Source organism: Phytopseudomonas argentinensis (genome assembly GCF_900113905.1).
In the GTDB taxonomy this organism is placed as follows: domain Bacteria; phylum Pseudomonadota; class Gammaproteobacteria; order Pseudomonadales; family Pseudomonadaceae; genus Aquipseudomonas; species Aquipseudomonas argentinensis.
Window position 1 is genome coordinate 275,332 of record NZ_FORC01000003.1, and the last position, 22,820, is coordinate 298,151.

General features: G+C 65.6%; 20 protein-coding genes. 15 read left to right on the top strand and 5 right to left on the bottom strand.

The genetic code is table 11. The features are described from left to right. The first annotated feature begins 16 nt into the window (after positions 1 to 16). Positions 17 to 2,395: a penicillin acylase family protein gene (locus tag BM154_RS15800; RefSeq protein ID WP_074886050.1), complete on the top strand. Its 2,379-nt coding sequence runs from the start codon at positions 17 to 19 to the stop codon at positions 2,393 to 2,395. A 62-nt stretch (positions 2,396 to 2,457) separates the two neighbouring features. On the opposite strand, the gene rpmG is transcribed toward BM154_RS15800, so the two are convergent. Then, positions 2,458 to 2,613, bottom strand: a complete 156-nt coding sequence (rpmG, locus tag BM154_RS15805) for a 50S ribosomal protein L33 (RefSeq protein WP_013793373.1) — start codon at positions 2,611 to 2,613, stop codon at positions 2,458 to 2,460. 10 nt (positions 2,614 to 2,623) lie between these two features. Then, entirely contained in the window at positions 2,624 to 2,860 is a 237-nt protein-coding gene (gene rpmB / locus BM154_RS15810; protein WP_042553582.1) for a 50S ribosomal protein L28, read from the bottom strand. A gap of 377 nt (positions 2,861 to 3,237) precedes the next feature. On the opposite strand from rpmB, the gene BM154_RS15815 reads away from it, so the two are divergent. Both BM154_RS15815 and BM154_RS15820 read left to right on the top strand, forming a co-directional pair. Next, the gene (locus BM154_RS15815) at positions 3,238 to 4,815 is read left to right on the top strand and encodes an ABC transporter substrate-binding protein (protein ID WP_074886053.1); all 1,578 of its coding nucleotides are present in this window, start codon (positions 3,238 to 3,240) and stop codon (positions 4,813 to 4,815) included. 124 nt (positions 4,816 to 4,939) lie between these two features. After that, the gene (locus BM154_RS15820) at positions 4,940 to 6,301 is read left to right on the top strand and encodes an esterase-like activity of phytase family protein (protein ID WP_139225470.1); all 1,362 of its coding nucleotides are present in this window, start codon (positions 4,940 to 4,942) and stop codon (positions 6,299 to 6,301) included. A 17-nt stretch (positions 6,302 to 6,318) separates the two neighbouring features. Here the strand turns inward: BM154_RS15820 and radC are convergent, their stop codons facing one another. Continuing rightward, entirely contained in the window at positions 6,319 to 6,993 is a 675-nt protein-coding gene (radC, locus tag BM154_RS15825) for a RadC family protein (RefSeq protein WP_074886057.1), read from the bottom strand. Between the two features lie 165 nt (positions 6,994 to 7,158). Here radC and coaBC point away from each other — a divergent pair, with 165 nt between their 5' ends. The 6 genes from coaBC to yihA all read left to right on the top strand — a co-directional run bounded on the left by coaBC (position 7,159) and on the right by yihA (position 14,136). After that, positions 7,159 to 8,367 (top strand): bifunctional phosphopantothenoylcysteine decarboxylase/phosphopantothenate--cysteine ligase CoaBC, encoded by a 1,209-nt coding sequence (coaBC, locus tag BM154_RS15830; RefSeq protein ID WP_074886060.1) that lies wholly within the window; start codon positions 7,159 to 7,161, stop codon positions 8,365 to 8,367. A 31-nt stretch (positions 8,368 to 8,398) separates the two neighbouring features. Next, on the top strand, positions 8,399 to 8,854 hold the full coding sequence (dut, locus tag BM154_RS15835; RefSeq protein ID WP_074886063.1) for a dUTP diphosphatase: 456 nt from the start codon (positions 8,399 to 8,401) through the stop codon (positions 8,852 to 8,854). A gap of 29 nt (positions 8,855 to 8,883) precedes the next feature. Next, on the top strand, positions 8,884 to 11,457 hold the full coding sequence (locus BM154_RS24605) for a phosphomannomutase/phosphoglucomutase (RefSeq protein WP_074886066.1): 2,574 nt from the start codon (positions 8,884 to 8,886) through the stop codon (positions 11,455 to 11,457). A gap of 22 nt (positions 11,458 to 11,479) precedes the next feature. Next, positions 11,480 to 12,385, top strand: a complete 906-nt coding sequence (argB, locus tag BM154_RS15845) for an acetylglutamate kinase (RefSeq protein WP_074886069.1) — start codon at positions 11,480 to 11,482, stop codon at positions 12,383 to 12,385. 123 nt (positions 12,386 to 12,508) lie between these two features. After that, entirely contained in the window at positions 12,509 to 13,405 is an 897-nt protein-coding gene (locus BM154_RS15850) for a D-hexose-6-phosphate mutarotase (protein ID WP_074886071.1), read from the top strand. Positions 13,406 to 13,488: 83 nt separating this feature from the next. Further along, positions 13,489 to 14,136, top strand: coding sequence for a ribosome biogenesis GTP-binding protein YihA/YsxC (yihA, locus tag BM154_RS15855; protein WP_074886073.1), 648 nt, complete (start codon positions 13,489 to 13,491; stop codon positions 14,134 to 14,136). 410 nt (positions 14,137 to 14,546) lie between these two features. Here yihA and polA read toward each other — a convergent pair whose 3' ends face one another. Next, positions 14,547 to 17,387, bottom strand: a complete 2,841-nt coding sequence (gene polA / locus BM154_RS15860; RefSeq protein ID WP_074886076.1) for a DNA polymerase I — start codon at positions 17,385 to 17,387, stop codon at positions 14,547 to 14,549. 75 nt (positions 17,388 to 17,462) lie between these two features. Between polA and BM154_RS15865 the strand changes: the two genes are divergently transcribed. The 3 genes from BM154_RS15865 (at position 17,463) to BM154_RS15875 (ending at position 19,544) form a co-directional block, all read left to right on the top strand. Next, positions 17,463 to 17,747 carry a DUF2782 domain-containing protein gene (locus tag BM154_RS15865; RefSeq protein ID WP_074886079.1) on the top strand — a complete coding sequence of 95 codons (285 nt, stop codon included), beginning with the start codon at positions 17,463 to 17,465 and terminating at the stop codon, positions 17,745 to 17,747. 12 nt (positions 17,748 to 17,759) lie between these two features. Next, positions 17,760 to 18,710 (top strand): homoserine kinase, encoded by a 951-nt coding sequence (locus BM154_RS15870; protein ID WP_074886082.1) that lies wholly within the window; start codon positions 17,760 to 17,762, stop codon positions 18,708 to 18,710. A gap of 165 nt (positions 18,711 to 18,875) precedes the next feature. Then, positions 18,876 to 19,544: a TVP38/TMEM64 family protein gene (locus BM154_RS15875; RefSeq protein WP_167364695.1), complete on the top strand. Its 669-nt coding sequence runs from the start codon at positions 18,876 to 18,878 to the stop codon at positions 19,542 to 19,544. Between the two features lie 56 nt (positions 19,545 to 19,600). Here BM154_RS15875 and znuA read toward each other — a convergent pair whose 3' ends face one another. After that, complete coding sequence (gene znuA, locus BM154_RS15880; protein ID WP_074887130.1) at positions 19,601 to 20,566, bottom strand: zinc ABC transporter substrate-binding protein ZnuA; 966 nt, start codon at positions 20,564 to 20,566, stop codon at positions 19,601 to 19,603. Between the two features lie 152 nt (positions 20,567 to 20,718). On the opposite strand from znuA, the gene BM154_RS15885 reads away from it, so the two are divergent. The 3 genes from BM154_RS15885 to znuB are packed head-to-tail and all read left to right on the top strand — an operon-like array spanning position 20,719 to position 22,800. Next, the gene (locus tag BM154_RS15885; RefSeq protein WP_074886088.1) at positions 20,719 to 21,219 is read left to right on the top strand and encodes a Fur family transcriptional regulator; all 501 of its coding nucleotides are present in this window, start codon (positions 20,719 to 20,721) and stop codon (positions 21,217 to 21,219) included. Further along, positions 21,216 to 22,019, top strand: a complete 804-nt coding sequence (znuC, locus tag BM154_RS15890) for a zinc ABC transporter ATP-binding protein ZnuC (protein WP_074886091.1) — start codon at positions 21,216 to 21,218, stop codon at positions 22,017 to 22,019. The genes BM154_RS15885 and znuC overlap by 4 nt, the downstream gene beginning before the upstream one ends. Continuing rightward, entirely contained in the window at positions 22,012 to 22,800 is a 789-nt protein-coding gene (gene znuB, locus BM154_RS15895; protein ID WP_074886094.1) for a zinc ABC transporter permease subunit ZnuB, read from the top strand. The genes znuC and znuB overlap by 8 nt, the downstream gene beginning before the upstream one ends. Positions 22,801 to 22,820: the final 20 nt, after the last annotated feature.

The following is a 22,820-nucleotide window of genomic DNA, read 5'->3' on the forward strand; positions in this document are numbered from 1 at the left end:
CAACCTGGACGCCAGCATGAAACGCATCCTCATCACCCTGGCTGTCGTCCTGCTGGCGGCAGCGGCCGGCGGCGCCTGGTACCTACACAGCAAGCAGCCGACGCGTGACGGCGAGCTGGCGCTGCAGCACCTTGGCGCACCGGTGCAGGTACGCTATGACGAGCGCGGCGTGCCGCATATCGAGGCGCAGAACGAAGCGGACCTGTACCGCGCCCTGGGTTTCGTGCAGGCCCAGGATCGCCTGTTCCAGATGGAGATGCTGCGCCGTCTGGCCCGAGGAGAGCTGGCCGAGGTGCTCGGCGCCAAGCTGCTGCCCACCGACCGCCTGTTCCGCACCCTGGGGATCCGTGAACGGGCCGACCAGCAGGCCCGCGAGCTGGACCCCGACAGCCCTCACGGCAAGGCGCTGGCCGCTTACCTGGACGGCATCAACCAGTATCAGGACAGCCGCCCGGCGCCGCTGGAGTTCGACCTGCTGGGCATCGAGAAGCGCCCCTTCAGCGCCGCCGACACCCTGTCCATCGCCGGCTACCTGGCTTACAGCTTTGCCGCGGCATTGCGCAGCGAGCCATTGCTGACGCGCATTCGCGATGAGCTGGGCAACGACTACCTGCAGATCTTCGATACCGAATGGCATCCAGAAGGCGTGCTTGAAAGCCCACTCGGCAACAACGACTTGCAGCTGCTCGACCGGATCGCCGCGCTGAGCGATCAGGCCCTCGCCGACAGCGGCTTGCCGCAGTTCGAGGGCAGCAACGCCTGGGCGGTTTCCGGCGCGCGCACCGCCAGCGGCAAGCCGCTGCTGGCAGGCGACCCGCACATTCGCTTTTCGGCGCCATCGGTATGGTACGAAGCGCACCTCAAATACCCGGGCTTCGAGCTCTACGGCCATCACCAGCCGGCAACCCCGGTGGCCTTTCTCGGCCACAACCGGGATTTCGCCTGGAGCCTGACCATGTTCCAGAACGACGACATGGATCTGATCGCCGAACGCAGCAACCCCGAGAATCCCGGGCAGGTCTGGTACCAGGGCAGCTGGGTCGACCTGCAGCAGCGCCAGGAAGTCATCCAGGTCAAGGACGGTGACCCGGTCACCCTCAGGCTGCGCCGCTCGCCCCACGGCCCGATCATCAATGACGCCCTGGGCGACAGCGCCGGTACCACGCCGATCGCCATGTGGTGGACCTTTCTGGAAACCGACAATCCGCTGCTCGACGCCTTCTACCGCCTCAATCGTGCAGATACCCTGGCAAAGGGCCGGGCCGCCGCCGAGCGCATCCATGCGCCGGGGCTCAACCTGGTATGGGCCAACGCCGGCGGCGACATCGCCTGGTGGGCGGCGGCCAAGTTGCCGATACGGCCAGCCGGGGTGAACCCGGCATTCATCCTAGACGGCAGCAGCGGCGCCGCCGACAAGCGCGGTTTCTACCCGTTCAGCGCCAATCCCCAGGAGGAAAACCCAACCCGCGGCTATATCGTCTCGGCCAATTTCCAGCCGCTGACGGCCAGCGGCATCCAGATTCCGGGCTACTACAACCCGCCGGAACGCGGCCAGCGCCTGAACCAGCGCCTGGCCGACCAGGCCGTGCGCTGGGACCTGAACAACAGCCAGGCGCTGCAGCTGGAAACCGCCACCGCCTACGGGCCCCGGCTGCTGGCGCCGATACTCGACGACCTGCGCGCGGCGGCAACGGACGAGCAGCAGCGAGCGCTGGTCGAGGCACTGGCCGCCTGGCGCGGCGACCACCCCCTGGATTCGGTGCAGGCAACCCTGTTCAACCAGCTCACCTATGAGCTGAGCCGCGTGGTCATGGCCCCGCGCCTTGGCGCGCCGGCCTTCGAGCAACTGCTGGCGACCCGGATGATCGACAGCGCACTGCCGCGCCTGACCGCCAATGCGCAGTCGCCCTGGTGGACGCCTGCCGACGGCCAGCCACGCAGCCGCGCCGAGGCGGTGGCAGAGGCCTGGCAGGCCAGCCTGCAGCACCTGCGCGCCACCCTGGGCGAAGATCCCGGGCAATGGCAGTGGGGCCGTGCCCATACCCTTACCCACCCGCATCCGCTGGGCGTGCAATGGCCGCTGGATGCGCTGCTCAACGTCGGCCCACTGCCTGCACCCGGCGGCCACGAGATGCCCAACAACCTGTCGCACCGCATTGGCGCCGCCCCCTGGCCGGTGGGCTACGGGCCCTCGACGCGGCGCCTGGTCGACCTGGCCGACGCCGGCACCAGCCTGGGCATCAATCCGCTGGGCCAGAGCGGTGTGCCGTTCGACCGCCACTACCGCGACCAGGCCGAACCTTTCATACAAGGCGAGTACCTGCCGCAGCACTTGAGCCCCGAGGACGTCACCGCCCACACCCGCAGCACGCTGACCCTGCAACCTGCCCGCTGAGGCGATGAATTGCAGGCATGAAAAAGCCCGCCATAGGGCGGGCTTTCGAGGCAGCCGATCAATTACTTGATCTTGGCTTCCTTGTACGCAACGTGCTTACGGACGACCGGATCGTATTTCTTGATCTCGATCTTGTCCGGGGTGGTGCGCTTGTTCTTGTCGGTGGTGTAGAAGTGGCCGGTACCGGCGCTGGACACCAAACGGATCAGTTCACGCATGACAGTCTCCTTAGACCTTTTCGCCGCGAGCACGAAGCTCGGCCAGAACTACGTCAATACCACGCTTGTCGATGATACGCATACCTTTTGCGGTAAGACGCAGACGCACGAAGCGGTTCTCAGACTCGACCCAGAAGCGGTGATGCTGCAGGTTCGGCAGGAAACGACGACGGGTTTTGTTGTTTGCGTGGGAAATGTTATTCCCGGTTACCGGACCCTTACCGGTAACTTGACAGACTCTCGACATACCTCAGCCCTCTAAAACCACATGCCCAACCCGGCATGGGTTGGCCGCTTAATCTCTGTTTTTCGGCGCTGGGCGCCGCGTTTCTTCAGGGTCTTACCGGTGATAGATCGCGATCAAGCAACCGGGCCCCTAGAAAAGAGCGCTGCTTTATACCAGAAAGCCCCCAGCGCAACAAGCGCGAACGCAGTTTAAATGCCGGGCTTTCGGGCGCTGCGCCCCAGGCGGTGGGCATGGGCGCGAAAGACCGCTCGTCGCCCTATTTCGTTGTTAGCCTGCATCTTATCGTTTAGGGTCTGTCCACGCGATAACGCGACCCTTCTCCCAGCCTTCTCACCACCGGCCCGCCGGATGCGCGCCGTCATGTTCAGGAGATCACCATGCGCCTTGCCCTGTTGCCGCTGCTTGTCGCCCCGTTGTTCGCTCAGGCCGCGACCCTGAGCGTCTGTAGCGAAGCCAGCCCCGATGGTTTCGATGTGGTGCAGTACAATTCCCTGACCACCACCAACGCCTCGGCCGATGTGCTGATGAACCGCCTGGTGGAGTTCGACGCCGCCAGCGGCAAGCTGCAGCCGAGCCTGGCCAGCAACTGGACGATCTCCGACGACGGCCTGACCTACACCTTCACCCTGCGCCCGGACGTACTATTTCACCGCACCGACTACTTCAAGCCCACTCGCCGGACGCTGGAAGCCGATGACGTGCTGTTCAGCTTCCAGCGCATGCTCGATAGCAATCACCCCTGGCACAAGACCGCCACCAGCGGCTATCCCCATGCCCAGTCCATGCAGTGGCCCGAGCTGATCAAGGCAGTGGAAAAGGTCGACGCCCACACCGTGCGTATCACCCTGAACAAGCCGGATGCGACCTTTCTCGCCACCCTGAGCATGGGCTTCGCCTCCATTTATTCCGCCGAATACGCCGACCAGCTGCTCAAGGCCGGCACGCCGGAGAAGCTCAACAGCCAGCCGATCGGCACCGGCCCCTTCGTGTTCCGCCGCTTCCAGAAGGATGCCGCGGTACGCTACACCGCCAACGTCGACTACTTCGCCGGCAAGCCCAAGGTCGACGCCCTGGTGTACGCCATCACCCCGGATGCCAACGTGCGCCTGCAGCGCCTGCGCCGTGGCGAATGCCAGATCGCCCTGTCGCCCAAACCGGTCGATGTCGAGGCGGCGCGCAAGGATGCCAACCTGAACACGGTGAAGACCGCCGCCTTCATGACCGCCTTCGTGGCCATCAACAGCCAACACCCACCGCTGGACAAGCCCGCCGTGCGCCAGGCCATCAACCTGGCCTTCGACAAGAGCAGCTATATCAAGGCGGTGTTCGAGAACAGCGCCGAGCCGGCCAACGGCCCCTATCCGCCGAATACCTGGAGCTACGCCAGCGACCTGCCGGGCTACCCCCACGATCCGCAGAAGGCCCGCGAGCTGCTCAAGCAAGCCGGGCTGGCCGATGGTTTCAGCACCACCATCTGGACGCGCCCCTCGGGCAGCCTGCTCAACCCCAACCCCAGCCTGGGTGCCCAATTGCTGCAGGCCGACCTGGCCGAAATCGGCATCAAGGCGCAGATCCGCGTGATCGAGTGGGGCGAGCTGATCCGTCGCGCCAAGGCCGGCGAGCATGACCTGCTGTTCATGGGCTGGGCCGGCGACAACGGCGATCCGGACAATTTCCTCACGCCGCAGTTTTCCTGCGCCTCGGTGGAGTCCGGGCTGAACTTCGCGCGCTTCTGCGACGCCAAGCTCGACAAGCTGGTCGCTGACGGCAAGGCGCTCAGCGACCAGGCCAAGCGCAGCGCCCTGTATCAGGACGCCCAGGCGATCATCCAGCGGCAGGCACTGTGGCTGCCCCTGGCCCACCCGACCGCTTACGCACTGACCCGCAAGGGCGTCGAGGGCTATAGCGTGAGCCCCTTCGGCCGGCAGGACTTCTCCCAGGTCAGCGTGCCGTGACCCAAGCGCGCTGCCCTCCATGGCTGAGGGCAGCCCGCTGCCGAGAAAGCATGCCGGTGGCTGTCACCGGCATGACATACGGCTGCCGCACCCTGTTGGTTTTAACCGCAGGGAATCATCTGCCATGCGTCGCCTCCTTCGCCTTCACACGCTTCTCGCCGGTACGGCCTGCTGGGCCTCGTTCGCCATTGCCCAGGACAGCACCACCGCTTATCCCGCCACACTGGCTGGCCATGCGCTAATGCCGGCGGCGAGCTTCATTCAACCACCCGCCGATGCGCCGGCGGATTTCGCCATCAGCGGCAAATTTTCCAACGGCCAGCGCAACGAACAGGTCGGCAGCCTCGAAGGCCTGTCGGCCAATCGTCCCACCGGTATGTCGTTGCCGTTCGAGGGCCAGCCGCTGCAGGGCCACTCCGGCATCAAGCACATGCCCGATGGCAGTTTCTGGCTGCTCACCGACAACGGCTTCGGCACCAAGGCCAACTCTGCCGACGCGATGCTCCATCTCAGCCACTACACCATCGACTTCAAGACGGGCGCATTCAAGCGCCTGGCCACGGTGTTTCTCAGCGACCCGGACAAGAAAGTGCCGTTTCGCATCGTCCACGAAGGCACGCCCACGCGCTACCTGAGCGGCGCGGACTTCGATCCGGAAAGCTTTCAGCTGATCGGCGATTCCATCTGGATCGGCGATGAGTTCGGCCCCTACCTGATCAAGACCGATCTCAAGGGCCGCGTACAGGCGGTGTTCGACGTCGAGGCCGATGGCAAGCCGGTGCGCTCACCCGACAACCCCGCCGTCACCACCCCAGCCTGGCCAGCCGACGCGATGAGCTTCCAGGTGCGCCGCTCCAAGGGCCTGGAAGGCATGGCCGCCGCCAAGGACGGCAGCAAGCTCTATGCACTGCTCGAAGGCCCGCTATGGGACGCAGCCAGCAAAGGCGCCGAGCAGCGCGATGGCAAGAGCGTGCTGCGCGTACTGGAATTCGACGTTGCCAGCGAGGCCTGGACGGGCCGTCACTGGTTCTACCCGCTGGAGCAACCCGGCCACGCCATCGGCGATTTCAACATGATCGACGCCACCAGCGGCCTGGTCATCGAGCGCGACAACGGCGAAGGCACGGCGGACAAGGCCTGCCCGGCTGGAGAGAAGGGCACCACCTGCTTCTCGGATATCGCCCGTTTCAAGCGCGTCTACAAGGTTGCCTTCGATGACAGCAACGTCGGCCAGGCGGTGCGCAAGGTCGGCCATATCGACCTACTCGCCATCCAGGATCCCCAGGGCATCGCCCGCAAGCCGCTGAACGGTGGCGTGCTGACCTTTCCGTTCTTCACCATCGAGAACGTCGATATCGTCGATGATCGCCATATCGTGGTCGGCAACGACAACAACCTGCCGTTCTCCAGCAGCCGCGAACCGAACAAGGCCGATGACAACGAAGTGGTACTGCTGGAAGTCGGCGAGCTACTGAAGGCTCGTTGACGGATAAGGCGGCGACGCTACATCCAGCCATGCTCGGCCATCGACAGCGGCTCGCCGTCGCCGATGATGAAATGGTCGAGGATGCGCACCTCGACCAGCGCCAACGCCTCCTTCAAACGCTGGGTCAGCACCTTGTCGGCCTGGCTCGGCTCGGCGACGCCGGACGGGTGATTATGGGTGAGGATCAGCGCTGCGGCATTGTGGGCCAGGGCGCGCTTGACCACCTGGCGCGGGTAGACACTGGCGCTGTCGATGGAACCCTGGAACAACGCTTCGAAGGCCAGCACGCGGTGCTTGGCATCGAGAAACAGGCAACCGAACACTTCGTGGGGCTCATGGCGCAGCAGCGCCTTGAGGTAATCGCGCACCGCCTGGGGGCTTTCCAGCGCCGAGTCGCGGCGCAGCTGTTCGGCCAGGTGGCGACGGCCCATTTCCAGCACCGCCTGCAACTGGGCGAACTTGGCCGGGCCGAGCCCCAGGCGTTGGCTGAACGACGGCAGGTCGGCCTGCAACAATGCGCGCAGGCTGCCGAAATCGGCGAGCAGGTGGCGGGCCAGGTCCACCGCGCTCTGCCCCGCCACGCCAGTACGCAGGAAGATCGCCAACAGCTCGGCGTCGGTCAGGCTGGCAGCACCCTGGGCCAGCAGTTTTTCCCGCGGGCGCTCTGCCGCGGGCCACTCGCGAATACTCATAAGACGCTCCCTGTCCCCCTATCTGCCACTGGCGGCAGGCTCGCCAGGTGTGCCGCTGCCGCGCTGCTGCCGCTGTGCTATCGTAGCGCGGTTTTTCGCAGGGGGTCGGGCCTGGGGAGGTGCCGACAACCCGCGTCTGTAACTCCATACGACAAAGGCAGAGTTATGCAGCGGCTGTATCGCAAGCGCATCATCCTCGGCGTGGGTGGCGGCATCGCCGCGTACAAGAGCGCCGAGCTGGTTCGTCGCCTCAAGGACCAGGGCGCCGAGGTGCGCGTGGTCATGACCCAGGGTGGTCGCGAATTCATCACCCCGCTGACCCTGCAGGCGCTGTCCGGCCACCCGGTGCACCTGGATCTGCTCGACCCGGCAGCCGAAGCCGCCATGGGCCATATCGAACTGGCGCGCTGGGCCGACCTGGTGCTGATCGCCCCGGCCACTGCCGACCTGATGGCGCGCCTGGCCCAGGGCGTGGCCGATGACCTGCTGACCACCCTGGTACTGGCCACCGACGCCCCGGTGGCCCTGGCGCCTGCCATGAACCAGGCGATGTGGCGCGACCCGGCGACCCTGGCCAACGTCGAGCTGCTGCGCAGCCGCGGCCTGAAACTGTTCGGCCCGGCATCGGGCAGCCAGGCCTGCGGCGACGTCGGCCTGGGCCGCATGCTCGAGGCTGACGACCTGGCGCAGCTGGCGGCCGACTGCTTCGAGCACCTGGCGCTGACCGGCAAGCACGTGCTGATCACCGCCGGCCCGACTCAGGAAAACATCGACCCGGTGCGTTACATCACCAACCACAGCTCCGGCAAGATGGGCTTCGCCCTGGCCGAGGCTGCCGCGGAAGCCGGCGCCAAGGTCACCCTGATCAGCGGCCCGGTGCATCTGGCAACGCCCGACCGGGTCAACCGCATCGACGTGGTTAGCGCCCGCGACATGCTCGCTGCCTGCGAAGCGGCGATGCCCTGCGACATCCTGATTGCCGCCGCCGCCGTCGCCGACTATCGCCCGGAAGTTGTCGCCCAGCACAAATTGAAGAAAGACCCCAACAGCGGCGATGGCCTGCTGTTGCAGATGGTGCGCAACCCGGACATCCTCGCCACTCTGGCGCACCGTGACGACCGCCCGTTCAGCGTTGGCTTCGCCGCCGAGACCGAGAACCTGCTGGAGTACGCTTCGCGCAAGCTCAAGGACAAGAACCTCGACCTGATCGTCGCCAACGATGTGGCCAACCCGAGCATCGGCTTCAACAGCGAGGACAACGCGATCACCATCATCGATCGTGGGCTGCAGCAGATCAGCTTCGCGCAGACCAGCAAGGGCAAGATCGCCCGCCAGCTGGTGAGCTTCATCGCCGCGCAGCAACCCAAATCCTGACATTCACCCGCACGGAAATCCTGACCGCCCCATGCACGCCCTACAAGCCAAGATCCTCGACCCCCGCCTCGGCAGCGAATTTCCCATGCCCGCCTACGCCACCCCCGGTTCGGCCGGCCTGGATCTGCGCGCCATGCTCAAGGAAGACCTGACCCTGGAGCCGGGCCAGACCGTGCTGATCCCCACCGGCCTGGCCATCCACGTCGCCGACCCAGGGCTGGCCGCGCTGATCCTGCCGCGTTCGGGCCTGGGCCACAAACATGGCATCGTGCTGGGCAACCTGGTCGGCCTGATCGACTCCGATTACCAGGGCGAGCTGATGGTGTCGTGCTGGAACCGCGGCAACACCACCTTCAAGATGGCCGTTGGCGAGCGTATCGCCCAGCTGGTGCTGGTACCGGTCATCCAGGCGCGCTTCGAAGTGGTCGAGGAATTCGACGACAGCGAGCGCGGCGCCGGTGGATTCGGCCATTCGGGTACCAAGTGATTCCCTTCTAGTTCGCCAGGAGACGTCGGATGAAAGGCTTCAAACGCGCGCCCACGGAAGAACGCCCCGGCGACTCGCAACCCGCCTCTCGTGACCAGGCCAAGGCCTCGGCCGACCTGCTGCCTGGCGTGATCGCCGCCGCCCTTGGCGTGGCCCTGGCCGGCGCCATCCTGTGGTTTACCGCGGTGAGCCCGGCGCAAGAGTTGCAGCAGCAACAGCTCAGCCAGGCCTGGGGCAGCAGCCAGGCCGCCAGCCTGCAGCAGGCCCTCAAGCAGCTCAGCGCCGACACCCTGGCCGCGGCGCACAACCCGGCGTTGTCGCAGGCCCTGCAGAGTGGCGACGATGCCCAGTTGCGCACTGCCGAGAACGGCCTGCGCTACTGGAACGGCGTGGTCGATGCCCAGCTCAACCTGCCAGGCCAGGCAGTCCCGGACAGCTCCCGCGCCGCGCCGATGAACTTCGCCGCGCTGGACCTGCTGCGCCGCCTGGAAGCAGGTCAGGCGCCAGCCGTGGAAGCCTATAAGGTCGGTGAACGCTGGCTGGCCTACAGCGTTGCGCCGGTGCGTCAGGACGATAAGCAGCCCATGGTTGGCACCTTGCTGCTGGCCGTCGACCTCAACCGCCTGCTCGGCAATCTGCCGCCACTGCCGGCCGATGTCGGACAGATTCAACTGGTGCAGCGTTTCGATGCCGGCGCCGCCCAGGTGCTGGCCCAGCGTGGCCAGGCCGAGGGCACGGCCCAGCCGTTCGCCACCGGCAATCCGCACTGGACGCTGAACTTCACGCCTGGCGCGGGCCTCGGTGCCGCGGGCCTGTCGCCCACCCTGCTGGGGCTCGCCCTGCTGGTCGCCCTGGTCGGAGCCCTGGCAGGGCTGTATCTGGTCAGGCGCAGCCTGCAGCAGCGCCTGGATCGCGATACCGCGCAATTGGCCGAACTGGTAAAAGAACTCTCCGCGGGCAAAGCCGTCAAAGCCTTCAGCTTGAGCCTGCCCGCCCTGCACAACCTGGCACAAAGCCTGAGCCGACTGCCCCGTCGCGCCCAGGAACCCGTGGCGAACCGCCCGGAGCCCGTCGCCAGTGAAACACCCGGTAGTCGCGTCGCAGCCAAGCCAGCGGAGTTCGTGAATCCGCTGTTTCAAGACACCGATATTCTCGATATCGACATCCTCGACGACGACCAGGATCTCCTGGGACTGGAGCAGACACCGATCATGACCGCGCCGCAAGCCCCGAAACTCCCAGCAGACATCTTCCGAGCCTATGACATTCGCGGTGTGGTGGGCGCCGGCCTGACCCCGGAAACCGCCTACTGGATCGGCCGCGCCATCGGCTCCCAGAGCCTGGCCGAAGGCGAGGCGAACGTTTCCGTTGGCCGCGACGGGCGTCTGTCCGGCCCGAGCCTGGTGGAACAACTGATTCAGGGCCTGGCCGACAGCGGCTGCCAGGTCAGCGATGTCGGCATGGTGCCGACCCCGGTGGTCTACTACGCGGCCCACGTGCTGGCCGGCAAGACCGCGGTAATGCTCACCGGCAGTCACAACCCGCCGGACTACAACGGCTTCAAGATCGTCATCGCCGGCGATACCCTGGCCAACGAGCAGATCCAGGCCCTCAAGACCCGTATCGACACCAACGACCTGAGCAGCGGTGAAGGCAGCGTCGAACGTGTCGACCTGCTGCCGCGCTACCTGGAGCAGATCCGCAGCGATATCGCCATGGCCAAGCCGCTGCGCGTGGTGGTCGATTGCGGCAACGGCGCCGCCGGGGTGATTGCCCCGCAGCTGATCGAGGCCCTGGGTTGCACCGTGATCCCGCTGTACTGCGAGGTCGACGGCAACTTCCCCAACCACCACCCGGATCCGGGCAAGCCCGAGAACCTGGTCGACCTGATCGCCAAGGTCAAGGAACACAACGCCGATATCGGCCTGGCCTTCGACGGCGATGGCGACCGCGTTGGGGTGGTCACCAACACCGGCACCATTGTCTACCCGGACCGCCTGCTGATGTTGTTCGCCAAGGACGTGGTATCGCGTAACCCCGGCGCCGACATCATCTTCGACGTCAAATGCACCCGCCGCCTGACCCCGCTGATCAGCGGCTACGGTGGCCGCCCGGTGATGTGGAAGACCGGCCACTCGCTGATCAAGAAGAAGATGAAGGAAACCGGCGCCCTGCTGGCCGGCGAGATGAGCGGCCACGTGTTCTTCAAGGAACGCTGGTTCGGTTTCGACGACGGCATCTACGCCGCCGCACGCCTGCTGGAGATCCTCAGCCAGGACAAACGCAGCGCCGAGCAGGTATTCGCCGCCTTCCCGAACGACGTGTCGACCCCGGAAATCAACGTGCAGGTCACCGAGCAGACCAAGTTCCCGATCATCGAGCGCCTGCAGCGTGAAGGTCAGTGGGGCGAAGGCAGTGTGACCAACCTCGACGGTGTGCGCGTCGATTACCCCAAAGGCTGGGGCCTGGTGCGCGCCTCCAACACCACGCCGGTACTGGTGCTGCGCTTCGAAGCGGAAAGCCAGGCCGAGCTGGAGCGGATTCAGGAACTGTTCCGCGCGCAGATGCACAACGTTGCCCCCGACGTCCAACTACCGTTCTGATCCGCCAGCACTGGAGCCCCGCATGACCCTAGAGCGTGAAGCCGCCACCAACGTCGCCAAGGTGCTGTCCGAAGCACTGCCGTACATCCGTCGCTTCGTTGGCAAGACCCTGGTGATCAAGTACGGCGGCAACGCCATGGAAAGTGATGACCTGAAGGAAGGCTTCGCCCGCGACATCGTGTTGATGAAGGCGGTGGGCATCAACCCGGTGGTGGTTCATGGCGGCGGCCCGCAGATCGGCGACCTGCTCAAGCGCCTGAGCATCGAAAGCCACTTTATCGATGGCATGCGCGTGACCGACGCGGCGACCATGGACGTGGTGGAGATGGTGCTTGGTGGCCAGGTCAACAAGGACATCGTCAACCTGATCAACCGCCATGGCGGCAGCGCCATTGGCCTGACGGGCAAGGATGCCGAGCTGATCCGTGCGCGCAAGCTCACCGTCAGCCGCCAGACGCCGGAGATGACCCAGCCGGAAATCATCGATATCGGTCATGTCGGCGAAGTCACCGGGGTGAATACCGACCTGCTGAACATGCTCGCCAAGGGCGACTTCATTCCGGTGATCGCGCCCATTGGCGTCGGCCCGAAAGGTGAGTCGTACAACATCAACGCCGACCTGGTGGCCGGCAAGGTGGCCGAGGCGCTGAAAGCCGAGAAGCTGATGCTGCTGACCAACATCGCCGGCCTGATGGACAAGCAGGGCGAAGTGTTGACCGGCCTGAGCACCGAGCAGGTCAACGAACTGATCGCCGACGGCACCATCTACGGCGGCATGCTGCCAAAGATCAAATGTGCGCTGGAAGCGGTACAGGGTGGCGTGACCAGCTCGCACATCATCGACGGCCGGGTGCCGAATGCGGTGCTGCTGGAGATCTTCACCGATATCGGTAATGGCACCATGATCAGCAACCGCAAGCGTCCTTGATCGCGGTTCGTAAAGTGCCTGGCAACGCAAAACGCCCGTTTCGACGGGCGTTTTTCATGGCTCTGGCGAACCTCGCCGCCGCGTCGTGGCCCAACAGCCAATCTCTACAGGAGCAGCACATCCATGAGCACCTCCAATGAACGCATCCAGCTGGGCGACCTGACCTGCTGGCGCATCCAGCATGCCGGTGCCGAGCTGTTGGTCAGCGAACAGGGCGCGCAGATTCTTCGCTACCAGCCGGCCACGGGCAAGCCGCTTATCTGGCTCAGCGACGAGGCGGCCTATCAAACCGGAAAGAGCGTACGTGGCGGTGTGCCGGTGTGCTGGCCGTGGTTCGGCGACCTGCAGCGCAACCCCGACGCCATCCGCTCTGCCTACACGCGCCCTGAACAGGCGCCAGCCCACGGCCTGGTACGCGACCGCGACTGGCAACTGATCGGCCTGAATACCGAAGAAGATGGCGTGACCCTGTCGTTGGCCTTCGACACCGCCGCCCAACCAATCGCCGAATGGCCCCATGCCGCCGAACTGCAGCTCGATATCCACCTCGGTGAGCGCCTGAAACTAAGCCTGACCACCCGCAACCTGGGCGACGGCGAGCTGCCGATCAGCCAGGCGCTGCACACCTACTTCGCGGTCAGCGATATCCACAAGGTGCAGATCGATGGCCTGGACGCCTGCCGCTACGTCGACACCCTGCATGACTGGAACAAAGTACGCCAGAAAGGCCCGGTGACCTTCAGCGGAGAAACCGACCGCATCTACCTCGACACGCCGCAACAGCTGAACATCGTCGACCCGGTCTGGAAGCGGCGCATTGTCATGCGCAGCGAAGGCTCGGCCTCGGCGGTGGTGTGGAACCCGTGGATCGACAAGGCCAGGCGTCTCTCGCAATTTGCCGACGACGCCTGGCAGGGCATGCTCTGCATCGAGCACGCCAACGTGCTGGACGACTCGCTGATCCTCGCACCGGGGGCCGAATACCGCCTAGACGTGACGCTGTGGTCGCAAGCGCTTTGAGGTGACGTGCACAGGCTGAGCGGGTCAGCAAGCCCCCAGCCTGTTAGACTGCCGCGATGCACGCCCCTCCACCGGATACCTCGATGCACGCAAAGAACCCAGCAATCGGCTTGTGTCAGCAAGCCACCTTTCTGATCAGCGCCGCCAAGGTCGACCAGTGCCCGGATGACCAGGGCTATGAAGTCGCCTTCGCCGGGCGTTCCAACGCCGGCAAGTCCAGCGCGCTGAACACCCTGACCCACGCCAGCCTGGCGCGCACCTCGAAAACCCCGGGGCGCACCCAGTTGCTGAACTTCTTCCGCCTGGACGACGAGCGCCGCCTGGTCGACCTGCCCGGTTACGGCTACGCCAAGGTGCCGATTCCGCTCAAGCAGCACTGGCAGAAGCACCTTGAAGCCTACCTGGGCAGCCGCGAGAGCCTGCGCGGGCTGATCCTGATGATGGACATCCGCCACCCGCTGACCGAGTTCGACCGCATGATGCTCGATTGGTCCGGCGCCAGCGGTATGCCCATGCACATCCTGCTGACCAAGGCCGACAAGCTGGCCTTTGGTGCGGCGAAGACCACGCTGCTCAAGGTGCAGCAGGAAATCCGCAAGGGTTGGGGCGAGCATGTCAGCATCCAGCTGTTTTCGGCGCCCAAGCGCATCGGCGTGGAAGACGCGCAGACCGTGCTGGGTCACTGGCTGGGGCTGATCGGCGACGAGCAGAGCGACGAAGTGGCTGAGTAATCCTTAGCTCCAAGCCGGTTTGTCGAACCAAACGCCCCGCCCATGCGGGGCGTTTTGCATCCGCTGGAGTTGCGCTTGAGCGCTAAGGGACTAGCCTGCTGGTAGGGGAAATCGTGCGTCGCAAAGGCCCGACACTTTCCTGCAGGCAAAAAAAACCCCGAACTTCGTATGGGGAGGGAGAAGATCGGGGTTTAAGGGTCTGAACCGCTAGGGCGGGGCTCAGATGTCTGCCAACACTTAACACAACAAAGGAGCATCGAAGGGCTTTATGGGCCATTCACAAACTCTGACCGGGTGGACAGAAGTAAAGTTCAGCGGTGCTTAGATTCCTTTGTTTGGTCTTTATTCCAATTAAGACCGCACGGTACTAACTGATAACGGGACGCAGCTGCGTCCCTTTTCGTCCCCGGTCAGTGCGCTTCATCCCAGTTGTTGCCGACGCCGACCTCGACCAATAGCGGCACATCGAGCTTTACGGTTTCACCCATCAGCGGGCGGATCTGCGCACTGACCTGCTCGACCAGATCCTCGCGCACTTCCAGTACCAGTTCATCGTGTACTTGCAGGATCACCCGGGCGTCCAGGCCGGATTCGCTCAGCCACTCATCCACCGCCACCATGGCCTTCTTGATGATGTCCGCCGCGGTACCCTGCATCGGCGCGTTGATCGCCGTACGCTCGGCACCGGCGCGCTCCTGGGGCCGGCTGGACTTGATCGCAGGCAGGTACAGGCGACGACCGAACAGGGTCTCCACGTAGCCCTGCTCGGCGGCCTGGCGACGGGTGCGGTCCATGTACTCGCGCACACCGGGGTAACGGGCGAAGTAGGTTTCGATGTAGGCCTTGGCGGTCTTGCCGTCGACGCCGATGTCCTTGGCCAGCTTCTGCGCGCCCATGCCATAGATCAGGCCGAAGTTGATGGCCTTGGCGCTGCGCCGCTGGTCATTGCTGACCTGATCGAGCTCGACCTTGAACACTTCCGCGGCAGTCGCGGTGTGCACGTCGAGGTTGTCGCGAAAGGCGTTCATCAGCCCTTCGTCCCGGGACAGGTGGGCCATGATGCGCAGCTCGATCTGCGAATAGTCCGCGGCCACCAGCTTGTAGCCCTTCGGCGCCACGAACGCCTGGCGAATACGCCGGCCCTCGGCGCTGCGGATCGGGATGTTCTGCAGGTTCGGGTCACTGGACGACAGCCGCCCGGTGGACGCCACGGCCTGTTGATAACTGGTGTGGATGCGCCCGGTGCGCGGGTTGATCTGCTCCGGCAGGCGATCGGTGTAGGTGCTCTTGAGCTTGCTCAGGCTGCGGTACTGCATCAGCACCTTGGGCAGCTCGTAATCCTGCTCGGCAAGCTCGGCGAGCACCGCTTCGGCGGTGGAGGCCTGGCCCTTGGCGGTCTTGCTGAGGATCGGCAAGCCGAGCTTTTCATAGAGGATGGCGCCGAGCTGCTTGGGCGAGCCGAGGTTGAACTCCTCGCCGGCCACTTCGAAGGCCTGGCGCTCCAGGGCCACCAGCTTCTCGCCCAGTTCCTGGCTATGCTCGCCGAGCAGCTTGGCGTCGACCAGCGCGCCATTGCGCTCGATGCGCGCCAGCACCGGTATCAGCGGGATCTCGATATCGCGCAGCACGCCCGCCACGCTGGGCACCTGCTCCAGGCGCGCCCACAGGTTGTGATGCAAGCGCAGGGTCACGTCGGCATCTTCGGCGGCGTAAGGGCCGGCCTGCTCCAGGGCGATCTGGTCGAAGGTCAGCTGCTTGGCGCCCTTGCCGGCGATGTCCTCGAAACGAATGGTGCTGTGGCCCAGGTACTTGAGCGACAGGCTGTCCATGTCGTGGCGGGTGGCGGTGGAATCCAGCACGTAGGATTCGAGCATGGTGTCGAACGCCACGCCCTGCACGTTGATCGGCGTAGTGGCATTGGCCAGTACGTTGATGTCGTACTTGGCGTGCTGGCCGACCTTGGCCTTGTTCGGGTCTTCGAGAATCGGCTTGAGCGCGCGCAGCACGGCGTCACGATCGAGCTGCTGTGGCACGCCCATGTAGCTGTGCGCGACCGGCACGTACACCGCTTCGCCCGGCTTGACCGCGAATGACAGACCAACCAGTTGCGCCTGCTGGGCGTCGATGCTGGTGGTTTCGGTGTCGAAGGCGATCAGCTCGGCCTGTGCCAGGTTCTCCAGCAGGGTGTCGAAATCGCCCTGTTCGAGAATGGTGCGGTACTCGCCCGCGACCACCGATGGCTGGTCTTCGGCAGTAGCAGGCGTGGCGGCGGCCTGAACCGCCGGCACCTCGCCCGCTGCAGCGCTGAACAAATCACCCTCAGGCGGCGCCAGCTCGGAGCGGGCCGCCTTGGCCTTGGGCGTCGCGCCCTTGTTCTGACGCAGCAGTTCGTCCAGCCAGCCCTTGAACTCCAGCTGCTCGTAGAGGGCGGAGAGGGTGTCGATATCCGGCTCGCCGGGGTGCAGCCTGGCGTAATCCAGGTCCAGCGGCACGTCCAGCTTGATGGTCGCCAGCTGGTAGGAGAGGTAGGCCATCTCGCGATGCTCCTCGAGCTTGGCCGGCAGGCCCTTGGCGCCGCGGATCGGCAGGCCCGGCACCTTGTCGAGGTTGGCGTAGATCACGTCTAGGCCGCCGCCGACACCGACCAGCAGGCCCAGGGCGGTCTTCTCGCCGACGCCCGGCACGCCGGGGATGTTGTCGATCTTGTCGCCCATCAGCGCCAGGTAATCGATGATCAGCTCGGGGCCGACGCCGAACTTCTCCCTCACGCCTTCGATGTCGTAGACGCTGCCGGTCATGGTGTTGACCAGGGTGACGTGCTTGCACACCAGCTGCGCCATGTCCTTGTCGCCAGTGGAGATCACCACGTCGCGGCCTTCGGCCGCGCTCTGCCGGGCCAGGGTGCCGATCACGTCGTCGGCCTCCACGCCCTCCACGCACAGCAGCGGCAAGCCGAGCGCCCGCACGCTGGCGTGCAGCGGCTCGACCTGCAGACGCAGTTCGTCGGGCATTGGCGGGCGGTTGGCCTTGTAGTCGGCGAACAGCTCGTCGCGGAAGGTGCCGCCCTTGGCGTCGAAGACCACCGCAAAGGGGCTATCCGGGTACTGACGGCGCAGGCTGCGCAGCATGTTCAGCACGCCTTTCACCGCACCGGTGGGCAAGCCTTTGGAGTTGGTCAGGGGTGGCAGGGCATGGAAGGCGCGGTACAGATAAGAAGAACCGTCGACCAGGACGAGGGGAGCTTGGCTCATGAGGGCAATCAACCTTTTCGGCGGGCGTGGCGCTAGAATACAAAGCACCGTTGATATCAAAGGGACAAGGTTACCATGGGACCATTCAATCGCCTGATCCTGCTTGCCGTGCTGGCAACCGTGCCGTTCGCCGCGCAGGCCAGTGATGCGCCCTCGGCCGAGCCCGATGTAACCATCCGCCAGGACGGCGACCGCACCGTGGAGGAGTATCGGGTCAACGGCTTCCTCTACGCCATCAAGGTCACCCCCAAGGGTGGCAAACCCTATTTCCTGGTACGGGCCGACGGCAGCGACGGCAATTTCGTGCGTTCCGATTCGCCGGATATGTTGATTCCGGCCTGGGAAATCTTCAGCTGGTAAGGCAGTCAATTCATGTCGGTGTTCACCCCGCTGCAACGTCCGCAACTGGAAACCTTTCTCGCGCCCTACGGGCTCGGCCGTCTGCTCGACTTCCAGGGCATCGAGGCCGGTAGCGAGAACAGCAACTTCTTCGTCAGCCTGGAACAGGGCGAGTTCGTGCTGACCTTGGTCGAGCGCGGGCCCAGCGAGGATCTGCCGTTCTTTATCGAGCTGCTCGATATTCTCCATGATGCCGGGCTGCCGGTGCCCTACGCGCTGCGTACCGACAGCAACGAAGCACTGCGCAGCCTGGCCGGCAAGCCGGCCTTGTTGCAGCCGCGGCTGAGCGGCAAGCACGTAAGTGACGTCAATGCCCAGCATTGCCACGAGGTGGGCGAGCTGCTGGCGCGCATTCACCTGGCGACCCGCGACCACCCGCTGCAGCGCAAGAGTGACCGCGGCCTGGAGTGGATGCTGCGCGAGGGCAAGGTGCTGGCCACGCACCAGACGCCGGAGGCGACGCGGCTGCTCAATGACGCCCTGGCGGAGATCGCTGCCCTGCAGGAGCAGGTGCGCAAACTGCCGCGCGCCAACCTGCACGCCGATCTGTTCCGCGACAACTGCATGTTCGAAGGCAGCCACCTGAGCGGGGTGATCGACTTCTACAACGCCTGCTCGGGGCCGATGCTCTATGACCTGGCGATCACCGTGAACGACTGGTGCTCGGACGAACAAGGCCACCTGGATGAAGGGCGTGCCCGGGCGCTGCTCGGTGCCTATGCCGGCCTGCGCCGGTTCACCGCCGCGGAAGCCGAGATCTGGCCGGCCATGCTGCGTATCGCCTGTGTGCGTTTCTGGCTATCGCGCCTGATCGCCGCCGAGGCTTTTGCCGGGCAGGACGTGCTGATCCACGACCCGGGCGAGTTCCAGCGCCGCCTGGCCGCCAGGCAGCAGGTCGACCTGGCCCTGCCGTTCGCGCTGTAGCCGGACGCAGGATGTGACGAAATGGTGGCGCCTTGGCCGGGCGTCACCCTTGTCCCCTTCGAACTCTTGCCCCTATGCTGCGGCTCTTATCGCCTGCGGAGGGTGCGCATCGCGCCTGCGGCAGGCCGTCATCATGGGCTAGCCAGCTGCACGACAAGGGCCACCATGCGATCACCCTCGCCCCAGCACCCTCGGCGCACGACGCCTGTCATCTGGGCTCGGCGTGTACTGGCCGCGCTCACCTTGCTGGTGCTCGCCGTGCTGATCTGGAATGCCTGGGATCACCAGGCCTTCATCGCCTGGCGCGAAGAGGCCGGCGTGGTGCCCTTCTTTCTGGCCATGGCCCTGCTGCCGGCACTGGGCGTGCCGATCACGCCGTTCTTCATCGTCGCCGGCGCGACCTTCGGCACCTACGTGGGCCTTGCCGGCAGCGCCGTCGCCCTGTCGGGCAACCTGGTGCTCTGCTACTGGATCGCCCGCAGCGGCCTGCGCCCCTGGCTCGCCCGGCTGCTGGCGCGCACGCGCTATGAGATTCCCGATTTCGAAAAGGATGAAGGCGCGCTACGTTTCGCCCTGCTGGTCAAGCTGGCCCCGGGCGTGCCGATCTTCATCAAGCACTACCTGCTGGGCATGGCCGGCGTACCGTTCTGGATCTACTTTGCAGTCTCGGGGTTGATCACCGGAATCTACGCCGTTGGCTTCGTGGTGCTCGGCGAGTCGCTGCTCGAACATGACCTGGGCAACGGCGCCATAGCGCTCGCCGTGCTGGCCGCGGCGGGATTGGCGATCTACCTGTGGCGCCGGCGCATGGCCAACCGCCGAGGCAGCCAGTGACCGGCCGGCTGAATCCGCCGCAGTGATGCCGCTGGCCAGGCCGGCCAGCGCCTCGCTCAGAGCTTGCCCAGGCAGCCGCTGAAACCGTCGGCCAGGGTTTGCAGCATGTGCTGGTAACCGTCGGCGCTGACCGGCGCGGCAGCGCCCATGGCATCCAGCTCGGCCAGGGTTGCCGGTAGCCCGGCGGTCAGCGTTTCGGCCAGGCGCGGGCGCAGCGGCGGCTCGCTGAACACGCAGCTCGGCCCGACTTCCTGCAAACGCGCGCGCATGGCCGCCACATGACGGGCGCCCGGCTGCACTTCGCTGGCGACGCTGAACACGCCGACATGCTTGAGGCCGTAGGCGGCCTCGAAATAATCGAAGGCTTCGTGGAACACGAAATACGGCTTGTCTGCCAGCGGCTTGAGCTGCGCCTGCAAGCTCGGCTCCAGGGCATCCAGGCGCTTGCCGAACGATGCCAGGTTGGCCTGGTAACGCGCCGCGTTGGCCGGGTCGGCCTTGGCGAGATCCGCCGCCATGCGTGCAGCGATCACCCGGGCATTGGCCGACGACAGCCACAGGTGGGCGTCCAGGCTGCCGGGGCGATGGTCATGGTCGTGCTCGTCAGGCGCCGCCTGGGCCTGCGCCTCATGGCCATGATCGTGATCGTGATCGTGATCGTGGCCATGCTCCTCGCCGAAATGCCGCAATGTCATGCCCGGCAGGCTCTGCACGGCCACGCTGGGCTTCTCGCGGGTGGCCAGCACACGGGGCATGAAGCTCTCCATGTCCGGGCCGATCCAGTACAGCAAGTCCACTTCCTGTACCCGGCGCATGTCGGAGGGTCGCAATGCGTAATGGTGCGGCGACGCGCCAGCCGGCAACAGCACTTCGGGCTCGCCCACGCCGTCCTGCACCGCGGCGGCGATCAGTTGCAGGGGTTTGATGCTGGTCAGCACGCGCACCTCGGCCTGGGCGGCGCCTGCGGCAAACAGCAGGAGGGCGAACATCAGCGAAAACGGGCAAAGCAGGCGCGGCAACATAGGCGAGGCGTCGGTCACAAGCGAAATGGAGTAATACAATAACATCTCTTTACGCGCCTCGTCGAAGCGCACCGACGGGCCGGCCGGCTGATGCGTGGCGTCGGGCGGGCAATGCGTAATAGAATAACGTCCTACGTTTCGAGGCCCACGCCATGTACAAACCCGCCAGCGTCGTGCCACCCCTGGCGTCACGCCCCCATGACCACTCCCATTGCGTCAGCCATGCGCTGGCCGAAGCCGAGGCCATCTGCGCACGCCAGGGCCTGCGCCTGACCGCCCTGCGCAAGCGCGTGCTGGAACTGGTCTGGGCCAGCCACAAACCGCTGGGCGCCTACGACATTCTCGGCGTGCTCAGCGAGGAGGACGGCCGCCGCGCCGCGCCCCCCACTGTCTACCGCGCCCTGGATTTTCTGCTGGAAAACGGCCTCGTGCACCGCATCGCCTCGCTCAACGCCTTCGTCGGCTGCAGCCACCCGGCCCATGCGCACCAGAGCCAGTTCCTGATCTGCCGCAGTTGCAACGCCGCCGTGGAGCTGGAGCAGACCACCATCAGCGACGCCATCGTGCGCGGCGCCAAGGGTGTCGGCTTCGCGGTGGAAAGCCAGACCGTGGAAGTCGTCGGCCTGTGCGCCGGCTGCCAAGGCAAGCAATGAGCGACGCGCTGATACGCCTCGCGGGCGTGACCGTCGGCTTCGCCGGGCAGACCGTGCTCGACAAGGTCGAACTGACCATCAAACCAGGGGAGATCGTTACCCTGATCGGCCCCAACGGCGCCGGCAAGACCACCCTGGTGCGCGCCGTGCTCGGCCTGCTCAGCGCGGACAGCGGTACGGTGTGGCGCAAGCCCAAGCTGCGCATCGGCTACATGCCGCAGAAGCTGCATGTCGACCCGACCCTGCCGCTCAGCGTGCTGCGCTTCCTGCGCCTGGTGCCGGGCGTGGATCGTGCCCGTGCCCAGGCCGCGCTGGCCGAGGTGGGGGCCAGCCAGGTGCTCGACAGCCCGCTGCAGGGCATCTCCGGTGGCGAACTGCAGCGCGTGCTGCTGGCCCGTGCGCTGCTGCGCGAACCCCAGCTGCTGGTGCTCGACGAGCCGGTGCAGGGCGTCGACGTGGCCGGCCAGGCCGAGCTGTACCGGCTGATCACCCGCCTGCGCGACCGTCATGGCTGCGGCGTGCTGATGGTTTCCCATGACCTGCACCTGGTGATGAGCACCACCGACCAGGTGGTCTGCCTGAACCGCCACGTATGCTGCTCGGGTCATCCGGAGCAGGTCAGCTTCGACCCGGCCTTCGTCGAGCTGTTCGGTCGCGACGCCCAGAGCCTGGCCGTCTATCACCACCACCATGACCACGAACACGACCTCACTGGTGGCGTGGTCAGCGACAAACCGGGCCTGACCATTCATGGCCAGGTGCGCCCCCACGTACACGGAGATGGCTGCAAGCATGGCTGATTTTCTGCTCAACGCCCTGCTCGCCGGCCTCGCCCTGGCCCTGGTCGCCGGCCCCCTGGGCTCCTTCGTGGTGTGGCGGCGCATGGCCTATTTCGGCGACACCCTGTCCCATGCCGCCCTGCTCGGCGTGGCGCTGGGCCTGATGCTGGACGTCAATCCGACCTTCGCGGTGACCGTCGGCTGCGTGCTGCTGGCGATCCTGCTGGTCACCCTGCAGACCCGCCAGCCGCTGGCCAGCGACACCCTGCTCGGCATTCTCGCCCACAGCACCCTGTCGCTGGGCCTGGTGGTGCTGAGCTTCATGCGCGACGTGCGCATCGACCTGATGGGTTACCTGTTTGGCGACCTGCTGGCGGTAAGCCCCACTGATCTCGCCTGGATTCTCGCCGGCAGCGCCCTGGTGCTGGTGCTGCTGGTGCTGATGTGGCGGCCGCTGCTGGCGATCACCGTGCACGAGGAGCTGGCCCGGGTCGAAGGCTTGCCGGTGGCGGCGATCCGTCTGGGCCTGATGCTGCTGATCGCCATCGTCATCGCGGTGGCCATGAAGATCGTCGGCGTGCTGCTGATCACCTCGTTGCTGATCATTCCCGCCGCCGCCGCCCAGCGCCATGCCCGCACGCCCGAGCAGATGGCCTTTGGTGCCAGTCTGCTGGGCATCATTGCGGTGTGTTGTGGTCTGAGCCTGTCGTGGTTCAAGGACACGCCTGCCGGGCCGTCGATCGTGGTGTCGGCCGCCAGCCTGTTCCTGCTGAGCTTTTTGCTGCCGCGCCGCAAGGCCTGAACCACTCGCCGTGATGGCAC